Raw genomic sequence first — 21,209 nt, forward strand, 5'->3', positions numbered from 1 at the left:
CTTAAAGGAGTGACGCCTTGTGATTACCACCGTAACGCTTAACGCGGCTGTGGATAAAATCTACACGGTTGCAGGCTTCGGTTTGAATGCCGTCCACCGCATTGAAGGCGGCCTGACGGTACCGGGCGGCAAGGGCGTGAATGCCGCCCGCGTCATCCGCACGCTAGGCGAGCCTGTACGAGCGACCGGGTTTGCTGCTGGACACACGGGACGGCTGCTCATTGACGGGTTGAGCGCAGAAGGCGTAAGCGCCGATTTCATTGAAACGGCACATGGGGAGACCCGTCTCGCCATTACCGTGCTCGACCCGTCCGCGCGCACGCAGACCGAGCTGATTGAGAGCGGACCGACCGTTGGGCCGCTTGAATTAGCCGCACTGCGGCGCAAAATCGAGACCCTTGCCGAGGATTCGGCTTGGGTCGTCCTCTCCGGCAGCCTGCCACCCGGCTGCCCGCCCGATCTGTACGCCGAGCTGTGCACGCTGGCGAAGGCGCGCGGCGCGCGGGTAGCGCTGGACGCGAGCGGTGAGGCGCTGCGCTTGGGGCTGCGCGGAAAGCCCGACCTCGTGAAGCCTAACGAGGACGAGGCTGCTCGCTTCGCGGGAATTGACGCCGCGCGCCCGGATGCCGCTGAAGCAGCGGCATCAAAGCTGCTGGAAGCCGGAGCGCAGCTGGCCGTCATCTCGCTCGGCGCGCGCGGGGCGCTGGCGGTAACGCACGATGCGCGCTACCGCGTGAGCCTGCCAGACGCGGACATTGTCAGCGCGCTCGGCAGCGGTGACGCTATGGTCGCCGGGCTGGTCACCGGCGCAGCTACGGGGCTGGATCTCCCTGCCATGCTACGGCAGGGAGCGGCCTGCGGCACAGCGGCAGCTCTGCACGCCATGGCCGGGAAGATCGAGCTCCAGGACGTGAAGCGTCTGGAGCAGGGCATTACGGTGACGCTGTTGTAATTCAGCGTCATTTTTTTATTTCATCCAAGCATTCGCTTATCTTCATTTCACAAATACAGTTATTCCGAATGCTCTATATTCCAAATGTGGGTTTTCGAGTTGCTTACAGCAAAACCCTGTTTTCCAGTATATTTTTCATACAAATATGCGACTTCGAAGGCCCCAGCTTAACTAATGAATCCTGAAGCTCTGCAATTTCCTCTACCGACGCGGTTTGCACCTTAATGAGATAATTAAATTCCCCACTGATGCGAAATAAATCGGTGACTTCCTTCGCCTCTCTACAAAATTCAACCAACTCTTGGCAATGTTCCGTCTTTATTAGAATAAATGTAGTCGTTCCTCGATTCAGTTCCCGTAAATTAAATACGGTACTATATCCCGAAATAATCCCTCGTTCTTCAAGCTTGATTACCCTTTCTTTAACAGACGGCTGTGACATCGAAATTTCTTTACTGATTTGGGAAATAGTTATCCGAGCATCATGCTGTAGCAATTTCATGATTTTGTGATCTATATCGTCTATGTGATGCTGCATATCGAGCCCCTCCTGACCTGAATTTTAAAAAATAATATTTTTCACCCAAATTATCTTTTATTTCATAACTAATATAGTATAAAGATCTTATTTTAAGTATATATGTCCTCAATAATTATTCATATAATAAGGCTTACTCACATATAAAGGAGGATCTGAAATGAGTGTAAAGGGACTAGCGCATGTTGCCATACAAGCCCGTGACTATCAAGCGACCATTGCATTTTATACCAAGGTATTGGGATTTAAAAGAGGACATCACTGGAGTCTTCCGTCTTTTCGAATTCAAGAGGCTTCCATGCTGATCTCACCCGATCAGAGAACCTGTCTCGAAATTTTTGATAATGATGCTGTCATTCCTGCCCAAGGAAAAAAAGCTGCATCCGAGCAAGAGATTGCCCACGGGGCTTTATTACACTTGGCATTTTACGTAGACAATGTGGATGAAATATATCAAAAAGCCCTTGCCCACGGAGCAAGAACCTTTGTGGAACCCAATCAGCTTACACTTGGTGAACCTCCTCTAGTTGTAACAAATGCATTAGTCCACAGCCCCAATGGTGAGGTTATCGAATTTATCGAGGATGTTGATTTTGATATGTCCTTATCTAGCAATAAGTAATTCTCATAGCTATTAAACGGTTCCTAAAAAACATCCGATATATTGATTATCGCTTTGTTTAAAGGAGTAGATTATCATCTCAATTGATTTCAATGTGTATTGGTTTCATTTTAGTTCCGATTTGCTGATGCCATTGTTCAGCTTGATTGGACTGCTACTCATCTATTTTGGATTCAGAACGATCCGTCGTCATCGTTATCGCAAACGCAACTGGGTCCGTACCAAAGGGCAAATCGTAGATGCGCATATCGAAGTAGACATTGATGTCGTTCCCTTTGACCGAGACGATCCAGTAGATACTAGCTACACCCGCCGATTAAAGGTGCGCTTCTATACAGCTTCAGGTGAAGCCGTAGAATTCTGGAATCCTTATAGTACCAACCTAAGCCTCAACCGGGTTGGCAGCAAGATTAAGGTATTATACAATCCATCTAACCCTCGGGACGCCCGAATTGCAGGTGGTGTAAATGGTGCAGGCTGTCTGGCCTTTATGCTGTTTTTGATCGGTGTTCCCTTTGCTTTGAGCGGGGTATTCGCTGTATTGAAGTTTTTCCTTTAACCAGGCTTGGATCACATACTGGTAATAAAATTTATCGCCATATACATTGCCAGGCCTAAAATAATCAGTGCCGATATTTTGTTGAGCACAGTCCCAAACTTCCCTTCTGAATCCATACGTCCCACGAGACGCCCTGCCGTTGCCAGACCGATAAACCATATCCAAGATACGGACACGGCGGCCAGACCAAAGGCCCAGCGTTCCCCGGCGTCATATTGGAGGGAACTGGTTCCAATTACGCCAACCGTGTCGAGTATGGCATGTGGATTCAATAGCGATACCGAAGCGGCAAAAATCATCTGGCGTTTCGGCCGCATCGCCTGACTTTCTCCCGAGGAAGCTGCCTTCGATCTCCATAAAGTCCAGGCCATATACAGCAGAAACAAACAGCCCGCCGCATAAAGTACGTTCGTGAGCCATAGAAATTGCTGCAAAATAAGAGACACGCCCCCAACCGCCAGCGTGATCAGGATTGTATCACAGACACCCGCTGTAATGACAGCTGGCAGTGCATTGCGAAACCGAGACTGGGACGCCCCCTGATTAAACACAAATACATTTTGTACCCCCAAAGGCAAAATCAATCCCAATGCCAATAAAACGGCATGTATAATAGCTTCCAGCATAATTATATTCCCCCAAATTTAGTCCATCATATTTCTCTAGTATTTGCTCTCCTAAATAGTCCTCGCGCAGGAAGCTTGTACGTTTCTAATCCTCTCGTATTTCCTTTAAATTCTTCACGTTCTGCGTGTTCTGTTGTACACTATGCTTCAACTGCTCTAACGCAAGCTCGTAGTCCCGCGGATTATTCATATTGAACGCGGCCTTATGCCACATGTCTTCACTCACCCGCGGCAAATCCTCTACCGTCGCATAACGAACGTTCAGCTTGTTCAACCAATCGGTGAGACGAAGCTGTCTATTGCGCAAACATTCCTCGGCAGACGGCAGCACGCTCCGATGGTACACAGCCAGCAACGGATGTATACGTCCATCCATAGAAGGTATTACTGCTTGCAATGTTGGTTCCGTCGTTCCATGCAACTCCATCCATTTCTCAGTTACAACGAGCAGGTCTTGCAGCACCTCTAGCTGTATAAAAGGCATATCACAAGCGACAACCATTCCCCACTCCGTAGTAGATGCAGATAATCCCGCATGAATACCGCTTAGGGGTCCCATACCTGGAAAAACATCAGACACAGTTTCCATATCACTCAGACCATATCCTTGGTTGTCACGAGTGACTACGACAACCCGCTGGGCAGCCTGCTGCAATGTAGTATACGTCCGTTCAAGCATAGTGGCTCCATTGATCTCAAGCAAAGCCTTATCCTGTCCCATTCGGCTGGAACGTCCTCCTGCGACGATAATACCAGTCACTTTCACAAATAAATCCTCCTTTTTTTCAGAAAACAATTGCAAATATGCATATGAATTTTTGAACAAAATTTAATTATTACATAATTGTTAATTTATTGGTTTGTTAACCCTTTCAACACATGATACATTGGAATAAAGAACCTCCCCACAGATCGGCATCGATGCGCAGTTCTCTATCGGGCTAAGAAAGGAATGGCTTGTCTTGCAAAAGAGAGAAATTCAAGAGACTCCTCTATATTCCTTAAAACTGTATAATTTTTTTCTATATGGAGCTATGGTCATTTTCTCCAGCTTCTTCCCGTTGTATCTGCAAGATATCGGCATGGACAAGCTGGAGATCGGGAGTCTGATGGCCATCGGGCCTTTTGTATCCGTATTCGCGAACCCTTTTTGGGGCTATACAAGCGACCGGAGCCGTAACCTCCGACGTATTCTGCTATTTATGATTATAGGTACCTTGTTATTGCTACAAGCTTTGTTTCATGTCCATACGTATATCATGATTTATGTGTCGATGATTGGTTTTTATTTTTTCCAAAGCCCTTTATTTGCGCAAAGCAACAGCCTAATTCTCAGCTATATTGAGGGCACAGACCGGAAATTTGGTGCATTCCGTATATGGGGCTCTTTCGGTTGGGCAGTGACAGCAGCAGTTGCTGGCATAGTTATTGACCAAACGGGGATATCCAGCATATCCACCATCTTTACGGTACTTCTTCTGGCTGCATTGATCTGCACCTTGTCGATTCCACCACTGAAAAGCACTGTGGAGACAGCAACCATCCATTTACGCGGCTTTGGCAGTGTTTTAATGAACGGATACTTTATATCCTTTATTTTATTGGGCATCCTTGTATCCATCCCGAATTCAATCAACAGCGCCTTTATGTCCCTGTACATCACCGAGCTGGGTGGGTCCAAACAGATGCTTGGTTTTGCTGTTTTTATGTCATCGGTATTCGAAATTATTGTATTTTTGCTGTTTGATCGCTTCTTGAAGAAAAGAATGACCGTGATGGTCGGCTGTTTGGCACTCGTCAGTTTGCTGTTTGCCTTACGTTGGGAACTGATGGCTCTGGCCACAGACCCGATTCAGATTGTGTTCATTCAGGCACTTCATTGCGTCACCTTCGGTGGATACTTCTATGTAGGCACCCAGTTGACCGTCCTATTTACCCCTGCAGCATACCGATCATCCGGACAGGCCGTATATACCTTGACCTGGAGTGGTATATCCGGTATCGTAGCAGGTTTTGCGGGAGGTTGGCTATTCCAGAACTTTGGTGGAGAAATGATGTACCATGCAGGGGTGTTCTTCGCCCTACTTGGATCTGCGGGATTCGCTATCATGTGGTATATGCTGTACAAGAACGGTTATCAGCCAGGACTGCCAGCGGGCACAAACGAATAGAAGAAGCCCCTTAACAACACTAGAGGAATGAGCTATCCTCTCTTCCCTTCTGGTTAGCAAAGACAATAGAGTATCGTCAAGTCAATGATCATGTATAAAGAGTGTGCATGCGTAAAATAAAGGAGTCTGCCGACGGCAGACTCCTTTTCAACTTGGTCGCACGAAGCTACCATCTCTCTCACACTTTCCACCAGCCTATTGCTTAGGCAATTGGAAAGAGCTTTTCAACGATACAACACGGTTAAATACAGGCTGACCCGGTTGGGAAAGCTTCGGATCGACACTGAAATAACCATGACGGAAAAATTGGAACTTGTCCTGTGATTGAGCTTCTTTCATGTTCGGCTCGACATAGCCATGAGCAATTTCCAAAGAGTTCGGGTTCAATTGGTCAAGGAATGTTTTTTCCGATGCATCCTCTTCAATCTCTTCCGTGTCCTCTGCGTTAATCAAAGGCTCATACAAACGGAATTCGGCAGGTACAGCCTGAGTAGCCTCTACCCAGTGGATCGTGCCTTTCACTTTACGTCCAGTAAAGCCTGATCCGCTCTTGGTTTCTACATCATAGGTACAGTGGATTTCCGTTACATTTCCGTCTGCGTCCTTAATCACATCGTTACATTTAATGAAGTAAGCATGCTTGAGACGTACTTCATTACCAGGGAACAAACGGAAGTATTTGCTCGGCGGATTTTCCATGAAGTCCTCACGCTCAATATAAATCTCACGGGAAAACGGTATTTGACGTGTACCGAGTTCCGGATTTTCAGTATTGTTTTCCGCCTCCAGCATTTCAACTTGTCCTTCAGGATAGTTTGTGATAACTACCTTCAACGGATCTATGACTGCCATGGTGCGGGGTGCCTTAAGCTTCAAATCCTCACGTACAAAATGCTCCAGTACCTGCAAATCGATGACTCCGTAGGCTTTGGAAATGCCTGTCTCATATACGAAGCTGCGGATGGCCTCCGGCGTGTAGCCGCGACGACGTAAACCGGAAATCGTCGGCATACGCGGATCATCCCAACCATCTACGTGCTTTTCATCGACCAGAAGCTTGAGCTTACGCTTGCTGGTTACGGTTTGAGCCAGGTTCAGCCGTCCAAATTCGTATTGGTGCGGTACCTTTTCCATCTCACATTCAGCTACAACCCAATCATACAGCGGGCGCTGATCTTCGAATTCCAGCGAACAGAGCGAGTGCGTTACTCCCTCAATCGCATCTTCCAGCGGATGAGCATAGGAGTACATTGGATAGATGCACCATGTGTCGCCTGTATTGTGATGTGCTGTGTGTGAAATGCGGTAAATAACTGGATCACGTAAATTAATATTTCCTGAAGCCATATCAATTTTGGCACGCAGCACCTTTTCACCATTTTGGTATTTGCCTGCACGCATCTCTTCAAACAGCTTCAGATTGTCTTCCACACTGCGATCCCGATAAGGGCTATTTTGCCCCGGTTCGGTCAGTGTACCACGAGTTTCACGGATTTGGTCCGCGCTTTGGTCATCCACGTAGGCTTTACCCTTTTGAATCAGCAGGATGGCACGCTTGTACATTTCTTCGAAATAATTGGAGGCAAAATGTTTTTCCTCCCATTCATAACCGAGCCACTTCACGTCCTCCTGAATGGAGTTCACGTATTCCGTGTCTTCCTTCGCCGGATTGGTGTCGTCAAAACGCAGATTTGTGCGTCCTCCGAATTCATCTCCCAACGAGAAATTGATCCAGATAGCTTTGGCATGTCCAATATGCAAATATCCGTTTGGTTCAGGCGGAAATCGTGTAACAACCTCCTTTACCTTACCCGTACGTAAATCCTCTTCAATAACATTTTTAATAAAATTGGGGGGAGTGATCGGCTTCTCCACGCTAATCAACCTTTCTTCCGTATAATCTGTGTAAAACCTGTTCCCTTAAATATACCCTTTCACACCGCATAACTCAATAAAATGAAAATCCTTATGCTCTCTTCAGCAAAAAAAGTGACAAGTTATGAAAAAGAGTTAACATTTTCGGCAAATAAATTCGTTATAGTGTATATATCTTTTATTTTGCCCGGAAAAGGAGACCCACCCGTGTTTAAGCTGCTCATTGTGATCCTGCTGTCTATGCTTTTGTCCTCTTCCGTCATGACTTCCGGCCATCCTTCATCGGACCCAGTGAACGAAACCGTACAATCTCGTCCGCTAGCCAGCGCTCCAGAAGACTCATCCGTCCGCTTATATGCCGTTAATCCGTCACAGGGATTATTCCAATCAGCTGTACTGGAAATCGGCCAGCAACGCCGCACATTCCGATGGTCAGGCTCGGCGGATATCTCCACCGCACCACAATTATTTTACAGGGATGTGAACGGGGATGATGTCCGTGAAGCCGTCGTGATCCTCACTCGTGCCTCGGGAACGGGTGTCGAATTGCAGGAATTGCATATTGTTAACGCACGCACGATGGAAGAATATGCGGTCGAATCGGCAGTAGATGCTGTGTCCCAGCGCGTACATAGCTCAGTGGAGCTACGTGACCACAACCGCCAGGTTCATATTGCTGTCACGATTGACGGTGTTACACACACGATAAACCCTAAAGCATCCGTATTTTACGATGATCCAGCCCAATTTACAAAGTATCTCGATTTTAGCTCTGTCGTAATGTATGATGCTGAACAGCTTCCTCTGCAAGCCACTGTATCTGGCAGTGTATCCCCAACCGAATTTGTAGGGGATTTGGATCTAAAATATGTATACGAGCATGAACGGTTCCGGGTGGGACCTATTGAATTTGAAGCTTCCTCTCCCTTTTGACGACTCTCGCAGAATAAGGTAGCATGGGATTAAATGCTAGACTGGCTGGTTTAGCGATTTTCCGAGTGAAAGAGGGGATCAATCATGTTTACATATGCGTTGGACGAACGCACAGTCCTTCGGCCGCTCACCAAGGAGCATGTGCAGCCTCTGTTTGAGCTGATCGAAATGTCCCGTGACCGCCTGCGTCAATGGCTTCCATGGGTAGACTCTACCACGGAAATCAGCCACACAGAGCAGTTCGTGCAGGGCGCCTTGAAACAAGCCGCAGAGAACGGTAGTCTGACCGCCGGAATTTGGATAGACAACGAGCTTGCTGGCATCATCAGCTACCATGAGATCAATTGGACTCACCGCTCCGTTAGCATCGGATACTGGCTTGGACACGGGTACGAAGGACAAGGTCTAATGACCAGCGCCTGCCGCGTATTCGTTGAATATGCTTTGATGGAGCTGGACTTGCATCGGGTCGAAATCCGTTGCGCAACTACAAACCGCCGCAGCCGCGGTATTCCGGAACGTTTGGGCTTTGTGCTCGAAGGCATTGTACGCGAAGCGGAATTGCTGCCCGACGGCTACATGAACCACGCAGTGTACGGTATGCTCCAAAATGAATGGAAGCAACTTCGGTAATATTGTATTGTACAACAACGCCGCAGACCTGATCAGGTCTGCGGCGTTGTTGGTTTAGGCCGGGCATACAACCGAATTGCTGTCTGTAGCCTCCCGCCTATTTCAAGAAATAGGCCATTAACACATCATCTACGAATTGGCCTGCTATGTAAAACTCCTCATGCAAACGTCCTTCAATCGCGAAACCGCTTTTTTCATAAAACATAAGGGCTTCCGTGTTGCATGAGAGTACACGCAAACTCAACTTACGTATGCCCTCCGCAGCTGCAATGTCCTTCATGGAGTTCATGAGGGCCGTCCCAATACCTTTGCGATGATAAGCTGGATGTACAGCTATATTTATTTCGAGTACATGACAGTTACTAGCCAACAGCGTTGGAGGACGAAATCCAATATACCCGCAGAGTACTTCCTGTTCGATGGCAACCAGTTGAGAGCCTGGAGGCGTATTGCGCAGAAACTCTCCACGCGACTTCCAAGACAATGAAGCGGGAGCCGTGCGTTCATTCCATACCAATTCATCCAGCGCGATCAGATCAGGAGCATCCTTCATCTCCGAATGACGTATCGTCAAGGGTTGACTTGTAAACAATTCCTTTCAATCCTTCCTGTGAAGGCTTTCCTGAAGCAATAACTACAACCATCCGTCACTATTGTACCATAATCACAGCATATTACTGCACTTTTATTAGGACTTAAGAACTGGGAGCATCCACCTTGGACGTCGTAGTATCCAAAGTATCCGAATGATGCCGGAAACGGTTCAACCAACTATGCAGGACGAAAAACAGGATCGACAACACCGCTACGCCTGATGCCAGCCAAAGTGTAGGCGGTAACCCACCGCCATCATACAACTTCCCCATAATATAAGGCCCCATTACCCGTCCGGCTGCGCCAATGCCCCCCACAAGCCCAATGTAAAAGGGTGCACCCCGACCTCCATGATCAGACAGGAATGCTGGAACCGCAGGTGCAATCAGCATTTCTCCCAGGGTCGCCAGAACCATAGCGAATATCATTCCAGTATAGTTCTGTGTGCCCAGCATGACAATATAAGCCGCCAAATAAAATCCTCCGGCCCATGTCATTTGCGCTGAAGCGTGATGAGCGTACAGTCGTTTTATCCAAAAAATAATGGGTTGTGCGGCAAAAATAAGGATACCATTCAGTGTCCATAGTAATCCATACATCGTTTTAGGCAAGCCCTGCTCAATAATATGGGGAGACACTCCTGTATTCCAGATCGAATTCCCGAACCATAAAAAAAGCGAACCTAACCCCACAAAGAGATACAGTCTGGTATCACGAAACAGCAATCGAGCTGGTATTTCCTCTCTTTTTTTCACGGACTTACTGAGCTGCACTTCTCCCTCTTCCCGATCCACCCTGCTTAGATAAGACCAGAAGAATCCAGCAAATACCGCAGAAGTCACTCCGTTCATCACGAAGCTGAGCTGATAGGAAAGGTCAGCCAGAACGCCACTCAATCCCGTACCCACGGCAACCCCAATATTGTTAGCGACATAAATAATATTAAACAGCTCACCACGACGGTCAGCAAAACGAAAACCTACAAAGGCCTGAATCGCAGGCACAGATACGACATTAAAAAAACCGATAAAGCCCATCATGATGACAAACGCTACCCAATGGCCACTGGTAAATGGAAGCGCGAGAAGTCCCAGCGCGTTCATCGCGAGTGAGCCAACAATCAGTTTTTTGGCTCCAATACGGTGATAGAGGGCTCCGCCCAGCACTTGACCAAAAATTCCGCCCAGAGATTGCACTAAAATCGCAATCCCTGCATCTCCCATACTACGGTTTAGCTCGTCAAACACATACATGCTAACTAACGGCCACATCAGGGAACTTCCAGCGGAATTAATCAGGCTAGCAACGAGAAACACTTTCACTTCTTTCGGATAAGACTCCAACCATTTCATATCTTTTGTTTCTCCTTTTGCATCTGACGCCATAAAAGGCATTATCTCATTGGCGCTTCACATTCACCACCGTTGAGAAGAAAGTAGCCCCCTGTCCCATATCCGACAGCCGATCAGAGGTTAACACATTGGCACGCTGTCTGCGTCCTTTGCCTTCCCACCATAATCCCTGACTAATCACTGTACCGGGCAGCATTAGATCGGTGACTTTCGCTTTCAGCTCATACGTCCCCCGATCATTCCATACGGTAACCAGGTCCCCATCCGCGATGTCCCTTGTCTGAGCATCCTCCGGGTGAATTTGTAGCAAGGGCTCCCGCTCCAGTCGCTGATGCTTGGGCAAGTTAGCGAAAGTAGAATTCAGAAAATTATGGTTTGGCGGTGAAATAAACATTAATGGATGCCGCTCGTCCGCTTGCGGTCGATGCTCTCCGTCGTACCCTTCAATCAGCGGCACATAAGAAGGCATCGCGGGCAGACCTGCTTGTTTCATTTTTTCCGAATACAACTCAATCTTGCCTGAAGGCGTGGTTAAACGATCCAAATAAGTAGCCTTTGGCGTCATATCGAGCTTTACAAAAGGTGACTTCTTTAAGGCTTCCAAAGTTACACCGTTGAGATAAGGGTTCGTTGGATTATCAAGCGCGCCCACTATCATGTCCTCTTCACTTTCCGTAAAGGCAGCTTCGTCAAAGCCCATAGCCCGTCCGAGCAGGCTAAACAGCTTATAATTGCTTTTGCTTTCCCCGAGCGGAGCAATGACGGGTTCCTGCATCTGAACATAGTGATGCCAGTAGGATTTATATAGGTCTGTACCTTCAAAGGAAGATGCTGCAGGCAGCACAATATCGGCATAACGGGCCGTATCCGTAAGAAACAGGTCATGAACGACTGTGAACAAATCCTCTCGTCCAAATCCTTCAGTCACCCGTTCCGAATCGGGGGCTACAACTACCGGGTTACTGCAGTATACGAATAACGCCTTAATCGGCTGTTCCTTTTGTAGCAGCGCTTCTCCGATCCGGTTCATGTTGATCACCCGTGCATCCGGATTCTGTCGCAGATCAGGACGCGCCAGATTGGCGCCGTTAAACTTGCCATAAGCGCCATTAGAGCGTGACGCTCCCCCGCCGTGCTTCAGCCATTGTCCAGTGAGCGCAGGCAAGCATGTAACCGCACGTACGTTCATACCGCCATTATCATGATGCTGAAGCCCATTGCCGATATTGATATACGCTGCTCGCGCAGTTCCGTACATTTCCGCCAAACGGATGATATCCGCTTCCGGTACGCCGGTAATCCGCGAAACTCGCTCTGGTGTATATGTCTTAACATGCTCGCGCAGTTCCTCATGGCCTACCGTGTAGCGATGTAAAAATTCGTCGTCCGTCAGTCCCTGAGCGAACAGCACATTCATAACACCCAGCGCAAGCGCCGTATCCGTCCCCGGATATAACGGAATGAACCAATCCGCCCATTGCGCCGTCCGGTTGCGATGAACGTCAATAACGACCACCTTAGCACCTTTTTTACGTGCTTTCTCAGCCAAAACGACCTGATGCATGTTAGTGCTAATGACATTTCCACCCCACACAATAATGAGGTCTGCATCCTCCGTGTCCTCCGGGCTGGTGCCGCCCTTAAAACCCATAACGGACGCCCAGCCTTCATTCCCTGCCACGCTACATATCGTCTGATCCAGTTGGCTTGAACCCAGCGCATTAAAAAATCTGCGGTCCATTCCATCCACACTCAATACGCCCATATTGCCATAAAAGCTGTAGGGGAGAATAGATTCCGGTCCGTCCGTACGTATCAGCTCCTTGAACCGACCTGTAATGGTATCGACTGCCTCCTCCCAGCTAATACGTTCAAATTTCCCTTCTCCTTTGGGGCCTATACGTTTCAACGGATAGAGCACCCGATCAGGATCATATACCCGCTCCGTCATATTGCGAACTTTGTTACAAATAGCCCCTTTGGTAATAGGATGATCCGGGTTCCCAGTCACCTTGACTATCTTTCCATTTTCCTTGTGAAGCAGGAGCCCACACGTATCCGGGCAATCTAACGGGCATACAGCCGGAAAAATACCATCCTGCTGCTCCGTCATCCGCTGTCCCCTTTGTAAGTCTTGTTGAAGCGTGGCCTCAGGAGGCGCGCTATTGCGATGATCCATAGTGTTGATGCTCCTTTCCGTTACCGTTTCCAAAAATTACACTGATCTTATCATATCCACAGCTTTGGCCTATGGCAAGAGAAGGATTCTCCCATACAGCCGCTCTCCAAAATATTAAAAAAATCCGTCTGCTGCATAGAGCAAAACGGATTTTTTTTAGAATCATAATTTTTTTTCAACATCCTGTTTCATCATTTCTTACCGAGGGTAAAAGAGATCAAGGCATTATGGGACGAGAGCACACTCATCCTCCATGCCAAATCATGGACCACTCCCAAAAAAATCCGCCATGACAGGTTTCGTTCCCCCGGGCCTGTCATGGCGGATTTGCTTTGTTCATTGCTGTTTAAAGTACCGTAATTAAGCAGGACCACTCAACGGATTTGATGTGCAACCGAAGAAGTAGTTGGAGATTCATTCACTGGATGTGCGTTGGTTTGAGGCTTTTTCAAATAGGCCAACCAGTAGGCTCCAGCCACAAACAGGCTACCTCCTACCAAATTCCCCAGCCAGACCGGAATGAAGTTCATAACATAATCTGCCCACGAAAAGTGGCCTGCAAAAATAGCCGCCGGAATGAGAAACATATTGGCAACAACGTGCTGAAATCCAATAGCGACAAAGGCCATTGTCGGGAACCAAATCCCCATGATTTTGCCACCGATAGAGTCTGTGCTATATGCCAGCCATACAGCCAGTGCTACGAGCCAGTTACATCCTATACCCGATATAAAAGACTGCAAAAAGCTTTCATGTAGCTTATGTCCTGCCATATCCACCACTTTGTCCAGGTAAGGGCCCGTTTCTGTCAAACCCAGTACATGCCCAAAGAAAAATGCAACGAATAACGCACCTGCAAAATTACTGAGCGTAATAATCGCCAAATTACGAAGCATGGCTCCTGTCTTAATCCGTCCTGCCCATCTCGCCAAAGGGACCGCCATCATATTGCCGGTCAGCAATTCTCCGCCGGCGATCAAAACTAATACCAAACCTACGGGGAACACCGCAGCTCCAATAAAGGTGGCAATGCTTCCCCATTCTTTAGGCGCACTTGCAATAACACGTATATCCAGCAAAAACCCGAGTGCAATAAATGCACCTGCCAAAAATCCCAGTACCACCGCCACAGTCCACGGGTTGTTCGCCTTGGCCACTCCTGTTTCCACCGTCTTTTCAGCAATTTGCCCCGGTTTATAGCTCGCCATATGTCCCCGCTCCTTTAATATCTTTTCACTAAAATATTCTTCTTTCATATTTTATTTAAAATCAGTGATTATGTTTGTGAAAAAAATCACTTTCTCAACTATAAAAAAAACAGCCCTTGGAAAAAGGACTGTCTTTCTGTATTATTACATCTACTGCGCTACTACGCGCTTTACATTTAGTTGTATTCTTCCTTTTCAACTGCTCTCAAGAACCAAATAACTCCACCGAGGCCTACCAGGGCCACGACTACAAGAAAAAGGATATAAAACAAATCCATAAGCTACTTACCCCCTAATCCTTATGCTACTCTATATTGTACTATAAGGATTCGTCCGTACGTCTCAGATTGTTGACAAACTTATGAACAATGTCACAGACAAATCTAATTATACAGTAACTGGGTTCCGTTCTGATATTGTAGGCAATGCTTGTAAACCTGCTGCATTCAGGAAATTCCAAGGCTTGTTATAATGCGGCTGGAAGAAGAAATCGACAAAGGCCAACTGGTCAATGGTCATATGATTTTGAATGGCTACGGATAGTGTGTTAATGGATTGCGTCAAATCCACCTTCGACATAATTTGAGCCCCCAAAATTCTTCGTGTCTCCTGCTCATATACCACTTTCAGTAATACCTTTTCGGAGGTTGGCATAAATTCAGGCCGGTAGCTGTCCTCAATGGTTACAGCTTCTACAGTCATGCCTTCGTCCGTTGCCGCCGCTTCCGTCAAGCCTGTTCCTGCAATATTGTCTTCGTAAATTTTGATACCCGAAGTTCCTTGGGTTCCCATGTAGGCAATGGTTGGTTGTACCAGATTACGTGCTACCAGTGTACCCATACGAACTGCGTTGGTTGCCAAAGGGATATAAGCCGTTTTACCTGTCGGATTGTAGCGGATTGCACAACTATCACCTGCTGCAAACACGTCCGGGCAGCTACTTTGCATATAGTTATCCACAATGATCGCACCGTTAGGCAACATATCTACCTGACCTTTGAGCAGATCCGTTTGAGGTCGGAAACCGATGCAGAGAATAACAAGCTCTGTTTCATATTCTCCTTTAGAGGTCACCACTTTAGTCACCTTACCGTTCGTACCCTCAAAACGACTCACCGTCTCGCCAAGCACCAGCTTAATGCCATGTTCCTTCAGGGAACTTTCAATCCGGTCTGTATACTCATGGTCCAAATACTTATTCAATATACGATCAGCACTGTCGATCAGCGTTACGTTTTTACCGTTCATTTGGAAAGCTTCTACCAGTTCAACACCAATGTATCCAGCCCCGACGACTGTAATGTTCTGTACGTGCTGGGCTTTCTCAATGATATCATTGGAATGATTATAGTTTTTACAGAGCAAAATATGATCAAGTTCAATGCCCTCCAGCTTTGGAATAATGGGCCATGATCCTGTGGTCACAATTAATTTATCAAATGTGTCTGTAAATTCTTCACCTGTTTGGAGATTACGTGCATGCAGCGTCTTGCCTGCCGTATCCACACTCGTTACCTCATGAAGCATCTTGGTCACTACACCCAAGTCAGACAGTTGATCTGGAGACGAATAAAACAGGCCGTGTGGATCTTTAACGACACCACCTACATACAGCGCAATACCACAAGATAAAAATGAAATATTATCATTACGCTCGTAAACGGTAATTTCTGCATCTGGATAACATTTAGCTGTGTTGACGATAGCTGCCGTGCCTGCGTGTGTACATCCGATAACTGCTACTTTCATGTTAAATTCCTCCTTGGTGTGTGGGCATAAAATGTATAATAATTGTGAATAGTTTCACGTAAACAGCTCGTTTGCGTTTGTGATTTATTTCACTTCATGCGCTTATTATAGTGTGATATTTTTCACATTACAATAGCTTTTCGTGATATTCACAATTTGTCCACATTTAAAAAAGAAAGGATATACAAAATCAACGGTTTGCTGAAATATTTTTTTGCTCCATTCAGTTTTCCCTGTAAGCCCCCTGATTATGCCCTTGGAATCGACTTTCACATGATGCGCCCCCCCTTAAACAAATGCACATGTAGAGAACAAAAAAAGGTCCGTTTCCCGGAGACACGCAGGAAATCAGACCTTTTTAAACATATACTTTGGAGTTAAGGCAAAGCTACTATAGCAATTGCTCAATGGCTGCTTTCATCGCTTCTGGTGACTCCTTCGGTTCAAAACGACCCACAGGTACGCCTTCACGATTCACAATGAATTTCGTGAAATTCCACTGAATTGTTCCATCTTCCTGTTCTCCAGGCTGTTGCTTTTTCAAATATTCAAACAGAGGCGCTGTATCCGGTCCGTTGACGTCCACTTTGGCGAATACCGGGAAACTAACCCCGTAATTCAGTTGGCAAAATTCAGCCGCTTCCTCGCTGCTGCCCGGCTCCTGACCGCCAAATTGGTTGCAAGGAAAGCCTAATACAACTAATCCCCGATCCTTATATTCATCATAAAGCTTTTGCAAATCCCCATATTGCGGGGTAAGGCCACATTTACTGGCGGTATTCGCAATAACCAGCACCTTACCGGTGTAAGTATCCAGAGAAACCTCCTGATTCGCTGGTGTTACGGCATTATGTGAATAGACAGACATACAGCATCCTCCTTCGTGTCGCTTGGTTTAGGTTACATAACCTATTTTAACCAAAAGGTGACGGACATGCCAACATTCGCAGATCCTTTACCGTGATGCCATCACTTCGAGTCTGCGTTCTTCACGTTCGGAAGCGGACATTTTTGGGCAAGCATAACAATACCGCTGGCCTCCACCTGTCTTGTAATATTGGCAACAGGACGGTTTCATGTAGGTATTTTCACCGGGGCGGTAAGGATTGTCCAATTCAATGAGACGAACCGTAAACGGATTTCTTTTACGCCCGAATACCTCTCCCTTCAGCTCACGTGTCACATACATATAATCTTGTTCAAAGCGCTCCACATCCTGAGGATCAGTCAACGATGGCTGTACTCTATCCTTAAAATACAGCAATGTCAACGGAAACTGTCCCCACATTTGCCCAATAGATGCGCTTCCCACTGCAGCTATTGCCTCCATTATGGGCCGCATCTGCAAACTGTAAAAGTCACGTAACACTTGCTGAGCCTTTTCGGAAGAAGGGTCATCCCCATTGTTCCGCGTATTGTCCAGCTCTGTGAGGTCGATGACCTGGAGGCTAATAGAGGGATATTGACCTTCATAACAAATATGAAATCTGAGATTAGATACGGACAGATCCAAACGGCGTTCACACAGTGACACCATAAAATGCTGTGCAAACACGAGACCACGCAACTGGTTCACAAAATAAACGGCTGCGGTTAAATCGTCTTCAGCACGCAGAAGATCGCCGTAATACTCCATCACAGAACGGATCTTCTCTGGTTCAAGCCATTCGGCCACTGGCCCGGAATATACTGCATCCTCCGGCGTGACTCTCACTATTTTCGCTAGTTGCTCAAGCTGATCGTAATCCAGTGGTTTCATGGTATGTCCTCTTTAACCTCTTGCCGCTACTTGTGCTCTAGCATCACGTCGCTCAGCAACAGAACCCATGAGTTTCTTATCTTCCACATTCATTTCTTTTACTGCTTGGCTCACCGCAGGCTGTCCAGCCAAAGCATACGGAAGACAGAGCGGTACACCCGTACGAGGATCTGCTACAATATCCGCCTCGATCCCGAACACCTCACGCAGCACATCAGGGGACATAACCTCTGTTGGAGTTCCTACCGCCTCGGCCTTCCCCTTTTTGATTGCAATCATATGCTGAGCATACCGGGCGGCATGGTTTAAATCATGCACGACCATAACAATGGTGCGCTTCTCCGAAGTATTTAGATACTCTAGCAAATGCAGCACTTCCAGTTGATGTGCCATATCTAAAAATGTCGTCGGCTCATCTAGAAACAAAATATCCGTATCCTGCGCAAGCGCCATAGCAATCCAGGCACGCTGACGCTGACCGCCAGAAAGCTGATCAATCGGACGATCGTGGAACTCGCTCATTCCCGTTACTTGAATGGCCCACTCCACCATTTTGCGATCTTCCGCTTTCATAGAACCAAAACCTTTTTGATAGGGAAAACGTCCGTAAGATACCAGTTCCGTCACGGTTAATCCTTCCGGTGCAGTCGGATTTTGTGGCAAAATAGCCAGCTGCTTAGCTACTTCCCGGGTGGATTGCTTATGAATGGATTTACCGTCAAGCAGAACACTGCCGCCCTTAGGATTCATGATGCGAGCCATCGTCTTCAGAATGGTGGACTTGCCAGAACCATTTGCGCCCACCAAGGCTGTGATTTTCCCTTGCGGTATTTCTACGTTCAGATCTTCTACAATCAATCGATCTTCATAAGCAATATCCAGATTTGCCGTTTTCAGACGAAACATTTGGAATCATCCCTTTCCCTTATCCAATATATATAGTCACGGGCTTAACGCACGACTTTCATCAAAACTTCATTCTATCTTTATATAATAAAGATATTGATAATCATTATCAAGTGTTAACTGGTTTATTTCCTATATCATACAGTGCATATCATCTAATATTCCCTCAAAAAATTCAAAAAAAGATCACAGCTCCTCGAAGCTGTGATCTTTTAAATCCGGCGAATCGCATTATGACTGTATAGAAGACAGTCCAAATGCTTCAGCCATGAGACGTATAGATTTTATTTTGGCATCAAAGTCGTGAATAATGCTCGCAACCATGATCTCCTGTGCATTATAGTCCTTACTTAACTGCTCAATCTGACGCTTCACCTGTTCGGGCGAACCGACCACCATACGTTTGCGATTCTCACGAATCCGCATCCGGTCAAACGGCGTATACGGATACGCCAGTGCCTTTTCGACGGAAGGTGTTCCAGCGGAGCGCATTCCCTGCTCTAATAGAACAAGAGACAAGTCCATACTGGAAGCCAACCGATTCGCCTCCTCTTCGGTATCCGCACAGATCGCAAAAACGGCAACAAGTGAACGCGGTTGGTCACTATGCTGGGAAGGCTGGAAGCTTTCCTGGTATTCCTTCATAGCCCCTGTGCCGCCTTCACCATTAATGAACTGTGCAAACGCAAAGCCCACGCCACGCTCGGCTGCCAGACCTGCGCTATCACCACTGGAGCCGAGCAACCACATTTCCGGTACAGTTTCTATAAGCGGCATCGCCTGTAGCGAACCGAAACGGTGATTATTGCCCGTGCTGTCATGTAAATAAGCTAACAGGTCATCCAACTGCTCAGGGTATAGATCTACACCACCTCGCATTTTGCCTTCTTGCAGGGCTCTGGTAGCAATGGGCATTCCTCCGGGCGCTCGTCCCAGACCTAAATCAATGCGTCCCGGATACAATCCCTCCAGCACACGGAAGTTTTCCGCTACTTTATAAGCGCTGTAATGGGGCAGCATCACACCACCCGACCCCACTCGAATGGTTGAGGTACGTGCGGCCAGATGTGAAATCAGTACCTCCGGACTGGAGCCTGCGAGATTTGCGGCAGAATGATGCTCTGATACCCAAAAGCGATGATAACCCAAGCGTTCCGCCTCTATAGCAAGCTCAGCGGTCTTTTGTAATGCTTGTGCATGCGTCATGCCTTCCGATACCGGAGATTGGTCAAGAATGCTGAGTTTTATCATAAAAGTCTGACCTTTCTATTTTGGAATAAGGATAGGCATTAATTATAGCACGCGAAGCCACAGTTACCCAAGAGGGGGCAATATCGATTTTATAGTGGAAAAGTTTATTTTTCGTAAAGACTTGTGTTCCCTTTATCCGCCTCATAGAGATGCGAACGCTTTTTAAAGAAACTGTACAAATGTGTAACGATTACTTTCAAGACAGCATACCCCGGAACCGCCAGTACGATTCCCACCACACCAAACAAATTGCCTGCCGTCAGAATAACAAAGATAATCGTGATCGGATGTACTCGAAGAGATTTGCCCATAATTTGTGGAGAAATAAATTTACCCTCAATGAGCTGTACGACTGTCCACACGATAACCATCTTGAGCAGCATAATCGGTGAGGTGACCAAGGCTACAATTAACGCAGGTGTAATGGCAATGACGGGACCTAAGTAGGGGACAACGCTCGTAAAGGACGCAATGACTGCAAGCGTCAGAGAGTAGTCTAATCCAATGATTAGGTAACCAATATACAACAACGCCCCAATACAGAAGCTGACAATAATCTGCCCACGAATATAGGAACTGACCTGATGATTCATCTCGGTCATAATGCGATCTGTTTCTTTACGAAACATAGGCGGGAGCATTTTCAGGATAAACTGTGGCAGCTTGTGTCCATCTTTTAGCAAGTAGAACAGAATAAATGGAACCGTGGCAATCGCAAGTACCGTTTCTGTAACCACGCCCAAAAAGCTGCCCACACCCGTCCATGCATTATTAATAAAGCTAGATAACTTTTCAGAAGCTTTGGAGGCCAGCTCAGATGGATTAATTTGAATGGTGTTCTGGAACTGGTTTACAAAATCGCTGCCGATCAGTTTCTCGAATTGTCGTTGTACTTGCTCGCTATAGGCAGGGAAATTCTGGATAAGCCCCTGTATTTGATCGCGGATTACAGGTACCACCGATGTAACCACAATCGCAATAACCCCTATAATGAGCAAAAACAGTACAACAATGGAGTATATTCGTTTCACCTTGTTACGCTCCAGTACATCAACCAACGGGTTGAACAGATAGTACAACACGCCGGATAAAATGACAGGGAGAATTATCGTTTTTAACAACACCATGACAGGTGTGAATATGTATGAAATTTTGGTAAGCACCAAGATATTCAAGCCGATCAGCAGCAGTACCAGCAGGAATAACACAAACTTGTTGTTCAGAAAAAACTTCTTGAATCGGTCTTTCCATGCCGGAGTTATTTCCACACCACATTCCCCTTCTCTTTACACAAATGAGTAG

The 21,209-nt window shown here is 46.8% G+C and carries 19 protein-coding genes and 1 pseudogene; 6 read left to right on the forward strand and 14 right to left on the reverse strand.

The annotated features are described in order from the left end of the window. Window positions 1–19: 19 nt before the first annotated feature. Entirely contained in the window at window positions 20–952 is a 933-nt protein-coding gene (locus NLX73_RS10945; RefSeq protein ID WP_254326156.1) for a 1-phosphofructokinase family hexose kinase, read from the forward strand. A 103-nt stretch (window positions 953–1,055) separates the two neighbouring features. Here NLX73_RS10945 and NLX73_RS10950 read toward each other — a convergent pair whose 3' ends face one another. Then, on the reverse strand, window positions 1,056–1,490 hold the full coding sequence (locus tag NLX73_RS10950) for an Lrp/AsnC family transcriptional regulator (protein ID WP_254326157.1): 435 nt from the start codon (window positions 1,488–1,490) through the stop codon (window positions 1,056–1,058). 160 nt (window positions 1,491–1,650) lie between these two features. On the opposite strand from NLX73_RS10950, the gene NLX73_RS10955 reads away from it, so the two are divergent. After that, entirely contained in the window at window positions 1,651–2,112 is a 462-nt protein-coding gene (locus NLX73_RS10955) for a VOC family protein (RefSeq protein WP_165177775.1), read from the forward strand. A 94-nt stretch (window positions 2,113–2,206) separates the two neighbouring features. After that, a complete protein-coding gene (locus NLX73_RS10960) occupies window positions 2,207–2,671 on the forward strand; it encodes a DUF3592 domain-containing protein (RefSeq protein ID WP_254326158.1) in 465 nt (154 codons plus the stop codon). Window positions 2,672–2,682: 11 nt separating this feature from the next. On the opposite strand, the gene NLX73_RS10965 is transcribed toward NLX73_RS10960, so the two are convergent. Both NLX73_RS10965 and mobA read right to left on the reverse strand, forming a co-directional pair. Then, complete coding sequence (locus NLX73_RS10965) at window positions 2,683–3,297, reverse strand: LysE/ArgO family amino acid transporter (protein ID WP_254326159.1); 615 nt, start codon at window positions 3,295–3,297, stop codon at window positions 2,683–2,685. An 85-nt stretch (window positions 3,298–3,382) separates the two neighbouring features. Continuing rightward, the gene (gene mobA, locus NLX73_RS10970; protein WP_250260242.1) at window positions 3,383–4,063 is read right to left on the reverse strand and encodes a molybdenum cofactor guanylyltransferase; all 681 of its coding nucleotides are present in this window, start codon (window positions 4,061–4,063) and stop codon (window positions 3,383–3,385) included. Between the two features lie 196 nt (window positions 4,064–4,259). On the opposite strand from mobA, the pseudogene NLX73_RS10975 reads away from it, so the two are divergent. Beyond that, a pseudogene (locus NLX73_RS10975) lies at window positions 4,260–5,482 on the forward strand (MFS transporter). A gap of 181 nt (window positions 5,483–5,663) precedes the next feature. On the opposite strand, the gene NLX73_RS10980 reads toward NLX73_RS10975, so the two are convergent. Continuing rightward, window positions 5,664–7,343: a glutamine--tRNA ligase/YqeY domain fusion protein gene (locus NLX73_RS10980; protein ID WP_165177787.1), complete on the reverse strand. Its 1,680-nt coding sequence runs from the start codon at window positions 7,341–7,343 to the stop codon at window positions 5,664–5,666. Between the two features lie 207 nt (window positions 7,344–7,550). Between NLX73_RS10980 and NLX73_RS10985 the strand changes: the two genes are divergently transcribed. Then, a complete protein-coding gene (locus NLX73_RS10985; protein WP_069290562.1) occupies window positions 7,551–8,276 on the forward strand; it encodes a copper amine oxidase in 726 nt (241 codons plus the stop codon). 84 nt (window positions 8,277–8,360) lie between these two features. After that, on the forward strand, window positions 8,361–8,909 hold the full coding sequence (locus tag NLX73_RS10990) for a GNAT family N-acetyltransferase (RefSeq protein WP_028540721.1): 549 nt from the start codon (window positions 8,361–8,363) through the stop codon (window positions 8,907–8,909). Window positions 8,910–9,006: 97 nt separating this feature from the next. Here NLX73_RS10990 and NLX73_RS10995 read toward each other — a convergent pair whose 3' ends face one another. The 10 genes from NLX73_RS10995 to NLX73_RS11040 form a co-directional block, all read right to left on the reverse strand. Beyond that, a complete protein-coding gene (locus NLX73_RS10995) occupies window positions 9,007–9,501 on the reverse strand; it encodes a GNAT family N-acetyltransferase (RefSeq protein WP_039271600.1) in 495 nt (164 codons plus the stop codon). Between the two features lie 103 nt (window positions 9,502–9,604). Then, window positions 9,605–10,855, reverse strand: coding sequence for an MFS transporter (locus tag NLX73_RS11000; protein WP_069290563.1), 1,251 nt, complete (start codon window positions 10,853–10,855; stop codon window positions 9,605–9,607). 46 nt (window positions 10,856–10,901) lie between these two features. After that, window positions 10,902–13,034, reverse strand: coding sequence for a molybdopterin-containing oxidoreductase family protein (locus NLX73_RS11005; protein WP_254326160.1), 2,133 nt, complete (start codon window positions 13,032–13,034; stop codon window positions 10,902–10,904). 374 nt (window positions 13,035–13,408) lie between these two features. Further along, a complete protein-coding gene (locus NLX73_RS11010; protein ID WP_254326161.1) occupies window positions 13,409–14,242 on the reverse strand; it encodes a formate/nitrite transporter family protein in 834 nt (277 codons plus the stop codon). A 387-nt stretch (window positions 14,243–14,629) separates the two neighbouring features. Continuing rightward, the gene (locus tag NLX73_RS11015) at window positions 14,630–15,991 is read right to left on the reverse strand and encodes an FAD-dependent oxidoreductase (RefSeq protein WP_254326162.1); all 1,362 of its coding nucleotides are present in this window, start codon (window positions 15,989–15,991) and stop codon (window positions 14,630–14,632) included. A 391-nt stretch (window positions 15,992–16,382) separates the two neighbouring features. Further along, on the reverse strand, window positions 16,383–16,859 hold the full coding sequence (locus tag NLX73_RS11020) for a glutathione peroxidase (RefSeq protein WP_039271605.1): 477 nt from the start codon (window positions 16,857–16,859) through the stop codon (window positions 16,383–16,385). An 87-nt stretch (window positions 16,860–16,946) separates the two neighbouring features. Then, window positions 16,947–17,750 carry a hypothetical protein gene (locus NLX73_RS11025; RefSeq protein ID WP_254326163.1) on the reverse strand — a complete coding sequence of 268 codons (804 nt, stop codon included), beginning with the start codon at window positions 17,748–17,750 and terminating at the stop codon, window positions 16,947–16,949. A 12-nt stretch (window positions 17,751–17,762) separates the two neighbouring features. Then, on the reverse strand, window positions 17,763–18,656 hold the full coding sequence (locus NLX73_RS11030) for an ABC transporter ATP-binding protein (RefSeq protein WP_254326164.1): 894 nt from the start codon (window positions 18,654–18,656) through the stop codon (window positions 17,763–17,765). Window positions 18,657–18,887: 231 nt separating this feature from the next. Beyond that, a complete protein-coding gene (locus tag NLX73_RS11035; RefSeq protein ID WP_250266840.1) occupies window positions 18,888–19,907 on the reverse strand; it encodes an LLM class flavin-dependent oxidoreductase in 1,020 nt (339 codons plus the stop codon). A 104-nt stretch (window positions 19,908–20,011) separates the two neighbouring features. Beyond that, window positions 20,012–21,175 (reverse strand): AI-2E family transporter, encoded by a 1,164-nt coding sequence (locus tag NLX73_RS11040; RefSeq protein ID WP_254326165.1) that lies wholly within the window; start codon window positions 21,173–21,175, stop codon window positions 20,012–20,014. Between the last annotated feature and the right edge of the window lie 34 nt (window positions 21,176–21,209).

The sequence above is a fragment of the Paenibacillus sp. CH40 genome (genome assembly GCF_024213605.1).
Lineage (GTDB): Bacteria > Bacillota > Bacilli > Paenibacillales > Paenibacillaceae > Paenibacillus > Paenibacillus polymyxa_B.

Bases quoted from the DNA above. Each gene is read 5' to 3' on its own strand.
- NLX73_RS10965 (WP_254326159.1), bottom strand. From the start codon at position 3,297: ATGCTGGAAGCTATTATACATGCCGTTTTATTGGCATTGGGATTGATT.
- NLX73_RS11010 (WP_254326161.1), bottom strand. From the start codon at position 14,242: ATGGCGAGCTATAAACCGGGGCAAATTGCTGAAAAGACGGTGGAAACA.
- NLX73_RS11015 (WP_254326162.1), bottom strand. From the start codon at position 15,991: ATGAAAGTAGCAGTTATCGGATGTACACACGCAGGCACGGCAGCTATC.
- NLX73_RS11035 (WP_250266840.1), bottom strand. From the start codon at position 19,907: ATGATAAAACTCAGCATTCTTGACCAATCTCCGGTATCGGAAGGCATG.
- NLX73_RS11005 (WP_254326160.1), bottom strand. From the start codon at position 13,034: ATGGATCATCGCAATAGCGCGCCTCCTGAGGCCACGCTTCAACAAGAC.
- NLX73_RS11020 (WP_039271605.1), bottom strand. From the start codon at position 16,859: ATGTCTGTCTATTCACATAATGCCGTAACACCAGCGAATCAGGAGGTT.
- NLX73_RS10950 (WP_254326157.1), bottom strand. From the start codon at position 1,490: ATGCAGCATCACATAGACGATATAGATCACAAAATCATGAAATTGCTA.
- NLX73_RS10955 (WP_165177775.1), top strand. From the start codon at position 1,651: ATGAGTGTAAAGGGACTAGCGCATGTTGCCATACAAGCCCGTGACTAT.
- NLX73_RS11000 (WP_069290563.1), bottom strand. From the start codon at position 10,855: ATGAAATGGTTGGAGTCTTATCCGAAAGAAGTGAAAGTGTTTCTCGTT.
- NLX73_RS10990 (WP_028540721.1), top strand. From the start codon at position 8,361: ATGTTTACATATGCGTTGGACGAACGCACAGTCCTTCGGCCGCTCACC.
- NLX73_RS11030 (WP_254326164.1), bottom strand. From the start codon at position 18,656: ATGTTTCGTCTGAAAACGGCAAATCTGGATATTGCTTATGAAGATCGA.
- NLX73_RS11025 (WP_254326163.1), bottom strand. From the start codon at position 17,750: ATGAAACCACTGGATTACGATCAGCTTGAGCAACTAGCGAAAATAGTG.